Source organism: Sphingomonas kyeonggiensis (assembly GCF_030812785.1).
GTDB classification, from domain to species: Bacteria; Pseudomonadota; Alphaproteobacteria; order Sphingomonadales; family Sphingomonadaceae; genus Sphingomonas; species Sphingomonas kyeonggiensis_B.
The window spans coordinates 137,254-149,509 of the sequence record NZ_JAUSTJ010000003.1 but is presented as its reverse complement, the minus strand read 5'-3'; the positions used below and the strand labels follow the sequence as shown (position 1 = coordinate 149,509).

15 protein-coding genes are annotated in these 12,256 nt (G+C 67.6%); 7 read left to right on the top strand and 8 right to left on the bottom strand.

The window, feature by feature from the left end; translation table 11 throughout:
* Nucleotides 1-5: 5 nt before the first annotated feature.
* Nucleotides 6-950, top strand: coding sequence for a GNAT family N-acetyltransferase (locus tag J2W22_RS18505; RefSeq protein ID WP_307120682.1), 945 nt, complete (start codon nt 6-8; stop codon nt 948-950).
* Nucleotides 951-966: 16 nt separating this feature from the next.
* On the opposite strand, the gene J2W22_RS18500 is transcribed toward J2W22_RS18505, so the two are convergent.
* From J2W22_RS18500 to J2W22_RS18475, 6 genes are all read right to left on the bottom strand, one after another.
* Complete coding sequence (locus tag J2W22_RS18500) at nt 967-1,158, bottom strand: hypothetical protein (protein ID WP_307119754.1); 192 nt, start codon at nt 1,156-1,158, stop codon at nt 967-969.
* A 128-nt stretch (nt 1,159-1,286) separates the two neighbouring features.
* A complete protein-coding gene (locus J2W22_RS18495) occupies nt 1,287-1,853 on the bottom strand; it encodes a F0F1 ATP synthase subunit B family protein (RefSeq protein WP_307119753.1) in 567 nt (188 codons plus the stop codon).
* 10 nt (nt 1,854-1,863) lie between these two features.
* Nucleotides 1,864-2,349 carry a F0F1 ATP synthase subunit B family protein gene (locus J2W22_RS18490; protein ID WP_307119752.1) on the bottom strand — a complete coding sequence of 162 codons (486 nt, stop codon included), beginning with the start codon at nt 2,347-2,349 and terminating at the stop codon, nt 1,864-1,866.
* A gap of 21 nt (nt 2,350-2,370) precedes the next feature.
* Entirely contained in the window at nt 2,371-2,595 is a 225-nt protein-coding gene (locus J2W22_RS18485; protein ID WP_307119751.1) for a F0F1 ATP synthase subunit C, read from the bottom strand.
* 29 nt (nt 2,596-2,624) lie between these two features.
* Nucleotides 2,625-3,362 carry a F0F1 ATP synthase subunit A gene (locus J2W22_RS18480; protein ID WP_373422999.1) on the bottom strand — a complete coding sequence of 246 codons (738 nt, stop codon included), beginning with the start codon at nt 3,360-3,362 and terminating at the stop codon, nt 2,625-2,627.
* A 21-nt stretch (nt 3,363-3,383) separates the two neighbouring features.
* Nucleotides 3,384-3,692 carry an AtpZ/AtpI family protein gene (locus tag J2W22_RS18475; protein ID WP_307119749.1) on the bottom strand — a complete coding sequence of 103 codons (309 nt, stop codon included), beginning with the start codon at nt 3,690-3,692 and terminating at the stop codon, nt 3,384-3,386.
* Between the two features lie 180 nt (nt 3,693-3,872).
* Between J2W22_RS18475 and radC the strand changes: the two genes are divergently transcribed.
* On the top strand, nt 3,873-4,553 hold the full coding sequence (gene radC, locus J2W22_RS18470) for a RadC family protein (protein WP_307119748.1): 681 nt from the start codon (nt 3,873-3,875) through the stop codon (nt 4,551-4,553).
* A gap of 326 nt (nt 4,554-4,879) precedes the next feature.
* On the opposite strand, the gene J2W22_RS18465 is transcribed toward radC, so the two are convergent.
* Complete coding sequence (locus tag J2W22_RS18465; protein WP_307119747.1) at nt 4,880-5,491, bottom strand: hypothetical protein; 612 nt, start codon at nt 5,489-5,491, stop codon at nt 4,880-4,882.
* Nucleotides 5,492-5,749: 258 nt separating this feature from the next.
* Between J2W22_RS18465 and purB the strand changes: the two genes are divergently transcribed.
* From purB to J2W22_RS18445, 4 genes are read left to right on the top strand one after another with little or no spacing between them, the layout of a single operon-like run.
* Nucleotides 5,750-7,060, top strand: coding sequence for an adenylosuccinate lyase (purB, locus tag J2W22_RS18460; RefSeq protein ID WP_307119746.1), 1,311 nt, complete (start codon nt 5,750-5,752; stop codon nt 7,058-7,060).
* The gene (locus J2W22_RS18455; protein WP_307119745.1) at nt 7,057-7,671 is read left to right on the top strand and encodes a biliverdin-producing heme oxygenase; all 615 of its coding nucleotides are present in this window, start codon (nt 7,057-7,059) and stop codon (nt 7,669-7,671) included. Before purB ends, J2W22_RS18455 begins: the two co-directional genes overlap by 4 nt.
* On the top strand, nt 7,655-10,207 hold the full coding sequence (locus J2W22_RS18450) for an HWE histidine kinase domain-containing protein (RefSeq protein WP_307119744.1): 2,553 nt from the start codon (nt 7,655-7,657) through the stop codon (nt 10,205-10,207). Before J2W22_RS18455 ends, J2W22_RS18450 begins: the two co-directional genes overlap by 17 nt.
* 47 nt (nt 10,208-10,254) lie before the next feature.
* A complete protein-coding gene (locus J2W22_RS18445) occupies nt 10,255-11,061 on the top strand; it encodes a hypothetical protein (RefSeq protein ID WP_307119743.1) in 807 nt (268 codons plus the stop codon).
* A gap of 151 nt (nt 11,062-11,212) precedes the next feature.
* Here J2W22_RS18445 and J2W22_RS18440 read toward each other — a convergent pair whose 3' ends face one another.
* On the bottom strand, nt 11,213-11,539 hold the full coding sequence (locus J2W22_RS18440; RefSeq protein WP_307119742.1) for a winged helix-turn-helix transcriptional regulator: 327 nt from the start codon (nt 11,537-11,539) through the stop codon (nt 11,213-11,215).
* 128 nt (nt 11,540-11,667) lie between these two features.
* Here J2W22_RS18440 and J2W22_RS18435 point away from each other — a divergent pair, with 128 nt between their 5' ends.
* Nucleotides 11,668-12,243, top strand: a complete 576-nt coding sequence (locus J2W22_RS18435) for an NADPH-dependent FMN reductase (RefSeq protein WP_307119741.1) — start codon at nt 11,668-11,670, stop codon at nt 12,241-12,243.
* The last annotated feature ends 13 nt before the right edge of the window (nt 12,244-12,256 follow it).

The following is a 12,256-nucleotide window of genomic DNA, read 5'->3' as shown; positions in this document are numbered from 1 at the left end:
ACGCCATGAGCGAGGTCACCGCCGAGCTGCCCCAGGCCAAGCCGACCAGCCTGAAGTTCGAGATCGGCGCGCGCACGCTCGCCACGATCCAGCGCTCCCTGGTGCGCCTGCCGCTGACGCTGGACGAGGCGCGGGCGGACCGGCTGCCGGGGCTGGCGCCGCTGCCGCGCGAGGCGCATGGCTATGTCGTCACCTCTCTGCCCGAGCATCTGGTGCCGGGGCTGGTCAAGGCCTCGGGCGACATGCTGCCCTTCATCCGCCAGCGCTACACCCGCTATTTCACCGAGTTCGGGCCGGGCTTCGATGCGTGGTGGAACGGGCTGTCGTCCAACGCCCGCCAGGGGATCAAGCGCAAGGCGAAGAAGATCGCGGCCGAGAGCGGCGGCGAGCTCGACGTGCGCGCCTTTCGCGGGCCGCAGGAGTTGGAGGATTTCCACGACGTCGCCCGGCGGATCTCGCTGAGGACCTATCAGGAGCGCCTGCTCGGCTCGGGTCTGCCCGACAGCCCCGAATTCATCGCGACGATGCTGGCGCAGGGCGCCGCCGATCAGGTCCGCGCCTGGCTGCTCTACATCGCGGGCGAGCCGGCGGCCTATCTCTATTGCCCGGTGATCGAGGGCGGCGTGGTAATCTACGCCTATGTCGGCCACGACCCGGCGTTCAACGACCTGTCCCCCGGCGCGGTGCTCCAGCTCGAGGCGATGCGCGACCTGTTCGAGGAAGGGAAATTCTCCCGCTTCGACTTCACCGAGGGCGAGGGCCAGCACAAGCGCCAGTTCGCCACCGGCGGCGTCGCCTGCGTCGACCTGTTCCTGCTGCGCCCGTCGCTCGCCAACCGGGTGACCATGGCAGCGCTGGGCGGGTTCAACCGCGGCGTAGCCGGGATCAAGGCGCTCGTGCAGCGCGCCGGGCTGGAAAAGGCAGCGAAGAAGCTGCGGCGCGGCGCCTAGCCCCTACCCCGCCCCCTCACCGACCCGCTTCATTCTCCAGCGCATTGGCCCGCGCCTCGATCTGCTCCATCGTCTCCTGCGTGCGCGTGCCGATGTCGCCGGCGCGGCGTTGCTCCTCCACGACGCTGTGCCATGCGACTGCGATCATCAGGACGAGCAGGGCGGCGGTGAGCGCGGTGGCGAGCTGGAGCCAGCGTTGGGTGGTCATGCGGCGACCCTAGCCGGCCCGGGCCGCTCCCGCCAGCCGGCCGCCTTGCCTGCGCCCTGAACGCGAAAAGGGCGCACCGCCCGGAGGCAGCGCGCCCTTTTCGTTCAACCTGCCGCCGAAGCAGAGGATCAGTTCAGCCGGCCCAGCCCCGCGATCGTCTTGTCGACGAGCGGCTTGTCCGCCCCGGCACCATGCTTCTCCGCGATGATCGCGGAAGCAGCAGCGGCAGCGGCATCGGCAGCCTTGGCACGGACGTCGGCGATCGCAGCGCGCTCGGCGGCGGCGATCTTGTCCTCGGCCATCTTGGTGCGCCGCTGGGTGAGCAGCTTGGCGTCCGCCTCGGCCTTGGCGATCAGCGCGGTGGCTTCCTGCTCGGCATGGGCAACGATCGCTGCGGCGTCGTTGGCGCTCGCCGCGGTGCGCGCCTTGGCGTCGGCGAGCAGCTTCTCGGCCTCCTCGCGGATCGCGCGGGCGCGGTCCAGCTCGGCGCGGGTGTCGGCGATGCGCTTGTCCAGCGCCTCGGCGATCTTCTTCGGGGCCTTGCCGACGAAGATCGCCAGCAGGATGAAGATGGTCAGCCCGACATAGACCCAGCCTTCGGCACCGAGACCGAGCAGCGTGGGGCCTTCATGGTGCGCGCCGCCATCGGCTTCGGTAAGCGCGACGGTCTGGTCGGCGGGAGTATGTGCACTCATGTCAGGTCCTTCAGCCCGCCACCGCGCGCGCCGCCTTGGCGGCGTCGGCAGCGGTCGGGCGCTTGCCGGTCAGCTGCTCGACCAGGTCGCTCGCCACGTCCGCGGCGATCGCCTCGACCTCGCCCAGCGCCTTGGTGCGGGCTTCGGTCAGCTCGGCCTCGGCCGCTGCCACCCGCTCGGCGAGCTTGGCATCGGCCTTGGCCAGCTTGGTCTCGAGCGACTTGGTCGCCTTGGCGTGCGCGGCGTTGAGCGCCGCGCGCGCCGATTCCTGAGCCTCGGCCACGCCGGCGTCATAGTCCGCGGCGAGCTTGTCGGCCGACGCCTTGGCAGCCTCGGCGGCGTCAAGGTCGCCGGTCACCTGGTCCTCGCGCGCCTGCATCGTGCGGCCCAGCTTGGGCAGCGTCGGCAGGACGACCGCAAAGTAGAGGACCGCGAAGAAGATCGCGAGCCACACCAGCTGCGGCAGGAAGACATTGGCGAAATCGAACTGTGGCATGGCCGGCTGGCCCCGTCTTTCTTACGAGAAGGCGAGCGCGAGCGCGACGACGGCGGCGATCAGGCCGAGCGCCTCGGTCACGGCGAAACCGAAGATCAGGCGGCCGCCCATCTTGGCGTCAGCCGCCGGGTTGCGCAGCGCACCCTGCAGGTAGAGACCGAAGATGGCGCCCACGCCGATGGCGGCGAGGCCAGCACCGATGGCAGCGAGGCCGGCACCGATCTTGGCTGCAACTGCTACGTCCATGATATTCCCTTCCTTGAGACTAAGTCGAATTAGTGGAGATTGATGGCGTCGTTCAGGTAGAGCGAAGCCAGAAGCGCGAAGACATAGGCCTGCACCACCGCGATCAGAACCTCGAGCGCGGAAAGCGCGACGTTCACCGAAAGCGGCAGGATGCCGAAGACATAGGGCAGCGCGCCGAACGAGCCGAGCGACACGACGAAGGTGCCGAACACCTTCAGCAGCACATGGCCGGCGGTCATGTTGGCGAACAGTCGGATGGCGAGCGTGAACGGGCGGCTGAGGAAGCTCAGCACCTCGATGATGAACACGAACAGGCCCAGCGCGATATTGGCGTCCTTCGGCCAGAACAGGCTGAAGAAGTGCAGGCCGTGGCGTGCGAAGCCGACGATGCAGACGGTGATGAACACCAGCATGGCGAGGCCGAGCGTCACCGAGATATGGCTGGTCGGCGTGAACGCGCCCACCCAGGGGATCAGGCCCAGCAGGTTGCAGGCGAGCACGAAGATGAAGATCGCGAAGATCAGCGGCGCGAAGCGGCGCCCTTCGGGGCCGACATTCTCGTCCAGCATGCGTCGTACGAAATCGTAGACATATTCCACCGCGGCCTGCCAGCGGCCCGGGACGAGCTGCGGACGGGCGGTGCCGACGAACAGGAAGATCGAGACCGCGGCCAGCGCGATCGCCATCCACAGCGACGAGTTGGTGAACGACAGGTCATAGCCCCCCGCGTTGATCGGGTGGAGCACCTTGACTGCGAACTGTTCCATCGGGCCGGCCATGGTGGTCGGTTATTCCTTGCTATCGGTGTTGGGATCGGCGTCGAATTCGGCGGAGGTCTGCATCGCGCGGCGCACGCCGGCGGCGAAGCCGAGCAGCAGCATCACCACCATCGCCCAGGGCTTGGTGCCGAGGCCGGCATAATTGTCGATCAGCCAGCCGATGAAGCCCGAGACGAGTACGGCACCGACGAATTCGATGCCGATCGCCCAGCCACGGGTTTCCGCCTTGCCTTCGGCGTTGGTCACGCCGCGCGCATGCTCTGCCTTCGCATCCTTGATGCGGCGATCGAGGTCGTCGGGATTGCGGTCGTCGGACAAGGTTCGTGCGATCCAGATATGAAAAAGCCGCCGCGCAGGTGCCGGCGACACGTGGCATCCTGTGCCAAGGCCCCTGATGCGCCGCCGCTTTAGGAATGCTCGCGGGACGAGTCAACTCTATCGCCAAATCGGCGAAATCCTCGCCTTGAATAAAGCGGCGTTTGCAGGAACAAATCGGGCATGTCCGAGGCCCCCGACAATAGCGGCCACCGCGCGCGCCTGCGCCGCCGCCTGTTCGAGGGCGGGCCGGACGCGTTGCTCGATCACGAACTGGTCGAATACCTCCTCGCGCTGGCGATTCCCCGCCAGGATACCAAGCCGCTGGCCAAGGCGCTGCTCCATGAGTTCGGCGGGATCGCGGGACTTCTCACCGCCGATGCCGAGGCGCTTGCCCGGGTGAAGGGCATGGGCGAGACCAGCGTCGCCGCGCTGAAGGCCGCCCACGCCGCCGCACTCCGCCTGCTCCGCGCCGAAGTCGCCGAGCGCCCGGTGCTCGCCAACTGGCAGGCGCTGCTCGACTATCTCCGCGCCGACATGGCGCATCATGTGATCGAGCGCTTCCGCGTCCTCCACCTCAATTCGAAGAACATGCTGATCCGCGACGAGCTGATGGGCGAAGGCACGATCGACGAGGCTGCGGTCTATGTCCGCGAAGTGATCCGCCGGGCGATCGACCTCGGCTCGGCGGCGCTGATCCTGGTCCACAACCACCCCTCCGGCGATCCCTCCCCAAGCCGCGCCGATATCGAGATCACCCGCCAAATCATGGCCGCGGGCAAGGGCATGGGGATCGCGGTGCACGACCATATCATCATGGGCCGCGACGGCCATGCCTCGCTCAGGGGACAGGGGCTGCTCTGAGAACAGCGCTACGCTGTACTGTCGCCTTGACGCGCAATCGTCATCACGGCCCTAACCGTCATCCAGGCATATTCCGTCATCCCGGCGAAAGCCGGGATCTCGTGCGGCTCCTTCCCGGCGCCTTCGCCTGAGATCCCGGCTTTCGCCGGGATGACGGCTGTAGGGCCGGGATGACGCAGCGGACCCGGATGAGCAATGCGCCGGAATCGGGGAAACCAACAAACCGAACGCTGGAATCGCGGAGGCCGACAAACCAAACGGCCGCCGGAGGCAAGTCCGGCGACCGTTCGGGAGTAGCGCCATGCGTATCCGGCGCGACGAAATATTTAACCCGGCTGCTTGGGCGTCAGGAACACAGTCAGCTCCTGCTTGTTCACGGCGGCGTTCTTGTCCGTGTCGGCATTGGTGAAGGCCTGGCTGGACCAGGTCGTCGCCTCGGCCGAACCCGGCTGGAAGCCCGGCTCCGCGGCCTTGCGCAGCGAGCCCATCCAGTCGGCGAACTCGGTCTTGCTCAGCTTGCCGTCGGCATCCTTGTCATAGCTGCCGAAGTCACGGCCGACCGCCTGGGCGACCTGCTCCTGCGAAGCCGCGGGCGTGGCGGCCGGAGTGACGGCAGCGGTCGCCGTGGCGGGCTGGGCACCCGGCTGCGCAGCAGGCGCCGCCGAAGCGGTAGCGGCAGGCGAAGCCTCGGTCGTGGCCTGTGCCACGCCCTGCGCCGGGGCCGGCTGGGTCGGCTGCGGAGTCGCCTGGGCGGTGGCCGCCGCATCCTGCGGCTCTTCCTGCACGCCCGGCGCCTTGTCGTCCGTCACCGGCTTCGCGGCCTGATCCTGAACCGGCGTAGTCTGGGCCGACTGGCTATTGTCCGGCTTCGGCGTCTCCTGCGCCAAGGCCGGAACAGCGAACATCATAGAAGTGGCAAGAAGCATAGGCTTCAGCATCAGCAATCTCCTTGTTGTACTTCAGACCTTATTTCTGAGGGTCCGAGTGATTATCTTCAGATACATTCAGGCAACCAACCGACAATCCTGCAGTGATGTTCCGCGCTTTTCCCATCCAAGCCTCTACCCAACGCCATCCCGCGCCATTTCATCGCATTTCATTTGCGCTGTGGCCCGGCAGCAACGCCCGCCGCTTGGTTGCCCCCCTATCCCCCGCTTGCTAGGGGCACCCCGACTCCCCCCGGCGAAAGGCTTGCAATGGTCCCCCGTTATTCGCGCCCCGAGATGACCGCGCTCTGGTCGCCCGAAGCGCGCTTCCGCATCTGGTTCGAGATCGAGGCGCACGCGACCGAGGCGCTGGCCGAACTCGGCGTGGTGCCGAAGAGCGCCGCCAAGGCGCTGTGGGACTGGTGGGCGACCAACCCGGCGATCGACGTCGCCGCGATCGACGCGATCGAGGCCGTCACCAAGCACGACGTCATCGCCTTCCTCACCTGGGTGGCCGAGCAGGTCGGCGACGAAGCGCGCTTCATGCACCAGGGCATGACCAGCTCGGACGTGCTCGACACCTGCCTCGCGGTCCAGCTCGCCCGCGCCAGCGACATCCTGCTCGCCGATCTCGATGCGCTGCTCGAAGTGCTCAAGCGCCGCGCCTATGAGCACAAGCTCACCCCGACGATCGGCCGCAGCCACGGCATCCATGCCGAGCCGGTCACCTTCGGCCTCAAGCTCGCCGAGGCCTATGCCGAGTTCAAGCGCAACAAGGAGCGCCTGCTCGCCGCGCGTGCGGACATCGCCACCTGCGCGATCTCGGGCGCGGTCGGCACCTTCGCCAATATCGATCCGCGCGTGGAAGCGCATGTCGCCGAGAAGCTCGGCCTGTCGGTCGAACCGGTCTCGACCCAGGTCATCCCGCGCGATCGCCACGCGATGTTCTTCGCCACGCTCGGCGTGATCGCCTCCTCGATCGAGCGCCTCGCCGTCGAGGTTCGCCACCTGCAGCGCACCGAAGTTCTGGAAGCGGAAGAGTATTTCTCGCCCGGCCAGAAGGGTTCGTCGGCAATGCCGCACAAGCGCAACCCGGTGCTCACCGAGAACCTCACCGGCCTCGCCCGCATGGTCCGCAGCGCCACCATCCCGGCGATGGAGAATGTCGCGCTGTGGCATGAGCGCGACATCTCGCACTCCTCGGTCGAGCGGTACATCGGTCCGGACGCGACGATCACGCTCGATTTCGCCCTCGCCCGCCTCACCGGCGTGATGGACAAGCTGCTCGTCTATCCCGAGCGCATGCAGAAGAATTTGGATCGAATGGGCGGCCTCGTGCATTCGCAGCGCGTGCTTCTTGCCCTCACCCAGGCCGGCGTCAGCCGCGAGGACAGCTACCGGCTGGTCCAGCGCAATGCGATGAAGGTGTGGGAATCGGACGGCCAGCTGTCGCTGCTCGAGCTGCTCAAGGCCGATCCCGAAGTCACCGCCGCGCTCTCGGTCGAGGAGCTCGAGGACAAGTTCGACCTCGGCTATCACTTCAAGAACGTCGACACGATCTTCGACCGCGTCTTCGCTTGAGGAACCCCGTCCACAAGGCGCTGCGCGATGCCACGGCCAAGGCGCACGACCGGGTGGACGCGGCCTTTGCCGATTTCGACCTGACCGACCGGGACAGCTATGCCCGCTTCCTCGCCGCCCATGCCGATGTGGTGTGGCCGCTGGAAGCGGCGCTGCCGGGCGAGCGGGTGGTGGCGGATTGGGAGAGCCGCAAGCGCGGCGCGCTGCTGAGGGAAGACTTGGCGTTTTTACGTCACCCCCGCGAAAGCGGGGGCCCATCTCCCGCACTGTCCTCCTCGCCGCACGGTGAGGAGATGGGTCCCCGCTTTCGCGGGGATGACGGCTGGAATTTCGACAGCCCGGCAGCCATCGCCGGCACCCTCTACGTCCTCGAAGGCTCTCGTCTCGGCGGCAAATTCCTCTCGCGTCGTCTCCCCGCCGGATTTCCCCGCGCCTATCTTGATGCAGATCAGCGCGCCGAAAAGTGGCAGCAACTACTGACGGTTATCGACAGTCTCCTGCGCGACCCCGCTGCGCTGGAGACGGGCCTTGCCGCGGCGCTTGCCACTTTCGCGGCGTTCGAACGTTCGGCGGCAGATTGGCGAAAGGTCGGGATTGGCGACGGACGGTAACTTCGAGGTCGATCTCACCAATTGCGATCGCGAGCCGATTCATGAGTTGGGCGCCGTCCAGCCCTTCGGCTTCCTGCTCGCCTTGTCGGTCGACTGGCTGATCCGCCGCGTCTCGGCCAATGCCGAGCAGTATCTCGAGAAATCCGCCGACGATTTGCTCGGCACCTCCGCAGTAGTGCTGCTCGGCGATCATGCCGTCCACACTCTGCGCAACCGCCTGGCGATGCTGCGCGGCAATGATGCGGTCGAGCGCGTCTTCGGGCTGAAGATCGCCAGCGGCCGCAGCTTCGATTTCGCGCTCCACATGATCGGCGACACGATCGTGCTGGAAGGCGAGGAGAGCCGCGACGAGGCGACCACCGATGTCGGCTCGGCAATCCGCGCGATGATGGCCCGGCTCGACGAGACCAACGATGCCGCGAGCTTCTACCGCGAAGGCGCCCGCCAGGTCCGCGCGCTCACCGGCTTCGACCGCGTCATGGTCTATCGCTTCGATCGCGACGGCTCGGGCGTGGTGGTGGCCGAGGCCGCCCGCGCCGGCATCGGCAGCTTCCTCGACCTGCGCTATCCGGCCAGCGACATCCCGCAACAGGCGCGCAAGCTCTATGTCCGCACGCCGTTCCGGATTATCGCCGACGTCAACGCCGATCCGGTGCCGGTCCTCCCGCGGCTCGACGAGAGCGGCGCGCCGATCGACCTGTCGCTCTCTGTGCTGCGCTCGGTTTCGCCGATCCATATCGAATATCTCAAGAACATGGGCGTCGGTGCCTCGCTGTCGATCTCGATCATCGTCGAGGGCCAGCTCTGGGGCCTGTTCGCCTGCCACCATTATTCGGCGCGCTGCCCCAGTTTCGAGCGCCGCTCGATCGCCGAGCTGTTCGGCCAGATGTTCGCGCTCAAGCTCGAGAGCCGCGAGCGCAAGGAACTGGCCGCGTACGAGATGGCCGCGCGCTTCTCCAGCGACCGCCTCCTCGCCGCCGTCGCCGGCGATGCCAGCCTGCTCGACAATCCCGAATGGCTCGGCACGATGCTGCGCGAGACCGTGCCGTGCGACGGCATCGCGATCTGGATCGACGGCAAGGTCGGCTATTCGGGCATGACACCGCCGCCCGACGCGATCTCCACGATCACCCGCCGCCTCAACGCCATGGCCGCCGGCAAGATCTTCGCGACCGACCGGCTCGCCGATACCCTCCCCGCCGCCGCGGAATATGACGATGTCGCCGCGGGCATGCTGGCGATCCCGATCTCGCGCCGCCCGCGCGACTATGTCCTGTTGTTCCGCCAGGAGCGGATCCGCACGGTCAAATGGGCCGGCGATCCGCACAAGCCTGCCCAGCTCGGCCCCAACGGCCCGCGCCTGACGCCCCGCAAGAGCTTCGAGCTGTGGTCGCAGGAAGTCCGTGGCCGCTCCGAACTGTTTTCGAACGTCGAGCTGCGCGTCGCCGAGATGCTGCGCGCCTCGCTGATCGAAGTCGTGCTGCGCCTCAGCGACGATGCCCAGGAGGAGCGCCGCCGCTTCTCCGAGCGGCAGGAGCTGCTGATCGCCGAGCTCAACCACCGCGTCCGCAACATCCTCAGCCTGATCCGCGGGCTGGTCCGCCAGTCGCTCGATCCCGAGGCCGATGCGCGCGAGACCATCCATTTGCTCGAAGGCCGGATCGAGAGCCTCGCCCGCGCGCACGACCAGATTACCCAGGACAATTGGTCCGCCGCACCGCTCTCGCGCCTGATCGAGACCGAGGCGGCGGCCTATCTCGGCGGCAAGGCCGATCGCGTGGCGATCGACGGCCCGGCGGTGATGCTCCACCCCCAGGCCTTCTCGACGCTGGCGCTGGTGCTGCACGAGCTGATGACCAATTCGGCCAAATATGGCGCGCTGTCGGACAATGGCGCGGTCCTGGTCGGCTGGTCGCTCGACCGCGAGGGCGACCTCCAGATCGAATGGCGCGAGCAGGGTGGCCCCGCGGTCCAGCCGCCCAAGCGCCAGGGCTTCGGCACCACGATCATCACCCGCTCGATCCCCTATGACCTGGGCGGCCGCGCCGAGGTCCGCTACCCGCTCACCGGGCTCGAAGCCGATTTCTGCGTGCCCGCGCGCCATATCGAAGTCGATTCCCGCCGCGCCGCCCGCCCTGCCCCGGCGCCCGAGCCCGCCCCCGGCGCGCCCGAGGCGAAGCTGCTCTCGGGCGTCGTGCTGCTGGTCGAGGACAGCCTGATCATCGCGATGGACGCAGAGGACATCCTCACCAGACTCGGCGCGCGCCGCGTCGTCACCGCCGGCAGCCTCGCCCAGGCACGCGACGAGATCGGCCGCGAGGCGTTCGAGGCCGCGGTGCTCGACGTCAATCTCGGCGCCGAGACCAGCCTGCCGCTCGCCGCCGACCTTGCCGCCGCCGGCGTGCCCTTCCTCTTCGCCACCGGCTATGGCGAGCAGCTCAAGCTTCCGCCCGAGCATGCCGACGCGATGGTCACCCAGAAACCCTACACCCTCGCCAGCATCTCCCGCGCCGTCGCCGACCTGCTGGCAAAGTAGGATTTCGCCGGATACGCCATCCCCGACTCGAACAGGGAGACGGGCGGATGGCGATCGGTGCATCGGTGGGCAAGGGCGGCGTCAACGACCTGGCGGACGTGCTGGTCGTCCAGCATCTGCTCAACGACTGGCTCGGCTATACCGGCCAGAAGCTGCTCCCCACCACCGGCGAATGCGGGTCGCTGACCATCGCCGCGATCAGCGGCTACCAGGCGAAGGTGCTCGCCGCCGCCAAGCCCGACGGACTGATCTCTCCCGCCGGCAAGACCTGGACCGCGCTCGCCGCCGGCCAGGGCGCCCGCCCGCCGCTCTCGGGCGCCGACTGGTGGAACGCCAACCAGGCGAGATACCCCAACAGCGCCGCGGTCGCCGACCTGGTCCAGCCGTTCCGCGACAATGTCACCGCCTTCCTCAAGCTGCTGAAGGATGCCGGCGCCAGCGTCGCCATCTCCTCCACCCGCCGCAACGCCACCCGGGCGCATCTGATGCATTACAGCTGGCGCGTCGCGAACGGCGCGGTCGCCCCGAACAAGGTCCCCGCCCTGCCCGGCCTCGCCATCCAGTGGGACCATGGCGACCTGGCCAAGTCGAAGGCCGCCGCCCAGCAGATGGTGAACCTCTTCCAGATCGCCTACGAGCCCTCGCTCACTTCGCGCCATATCGAGGGCCGCGCGATCGACATGACGATCTCCTGGACCGGCACGCTCAAGATCAAGGACAAGCAGGGCAAGACCCGCGAGATCGGCGCGCCCCGTTCGGGCGAGACCAACGCCGATCTCCACAAGCTCGGCGCGGGCTACGGGCTGATCAAGCTGCTCAGCGACCCGCCGCACTGGAGCGACGACGGGCGGTAAGCCAAATTCCTCCCCCAGCTTGCTGGGGGAGGGGGACCGCGCCCGCAGGGCGTGGTGGAGGGGTGCGGCGCTAGGCGCCGCTCCTCCGCTAGCCCCTCCACCATTCGCTGCGCGAATGGTCCCCCTCCCCGAGACAAGCTCGGGGAGGAATTTAATCGCTGCCCTCCCCCATCGCATCGAACCGCCGCCGCGCCGCATCCAGCTCCGCCAGATTCTTCACCACCCACTCGCCTAGCGCCTTCACCGGCACCTGCAGCGAGCGCCCGAGCGGCGTCAGCGTATATTCCACGCGCGGCGGGATCGTCGGGAACACCTCGCGCGTCACCAGCCCGTCGCGCTCGAGTCCGCGCAGGGTGAGCGTCAGCATCCGCTGCGAGATGCCGTCGATCCCGCGCTGCAGCTCGCTGAACCTTTTGGTCCCGTCGCTCAGCATCATGATCGTCAGGATGCTCCACTTGTCGCCGATCTTGGCGAGCATCGCGCGGACCGGGATGCAGCTATCATGCGTGTGCCTGGGTTCCAGAAATGTGCCTCCTTGTGGGGATGCGGCCACCGCATCATTTGATCCCCTGTTACGATTCGTAACCGGAAAGGGTCGAAATTTCCATGCTCAACCTCGCACTCATCATCGGCAGCACGCGTCCCCAGCGTTTCGCGGACGTGCCTGCCCAGTGGATCGCCGCCGGCGCCGCCGAGCGAACCGATTTCGCGCTCGATATCCTCGACCTGCGCGACCAGAACCTGCCCTTGTTCGAAGAGCCGGTCGCCCCGGCCTGGACCCAGGGCGTCTATTCCAATCCGCTGGCCGAGGAATGGCGCCAGAAGATCGGCAAATATGACGGCTTCATCATCACCGCCGCCGAGTATAATCACGGCCCCACCGCGGTGCTGAAGAACGCGCTCGATTCGGCCACCTTCGAATGGCGCCGCAAGCCCGTGGCGTTCGTCGGCTATGGCGGCGTCGGCGGTGCCCGCGCGATCGAACAGCTGCGCGGCGTCGCGATCGAGCTCCACATGGCGCCGATCAAGGCCGAGGTGAATATCGGCATGGAGCCGTTCCTCGGCATCCTCCAGCAGGGCAAGACGCTCGACGACTATCCCTATCTCGCCGCGTCGCGCACCACCCTGTTCGACGAGATCGCCTGGTGGGGCAACGCGCTCAAGGCCGCCCGCGCCGCCTGATCCCCAAGTGTTG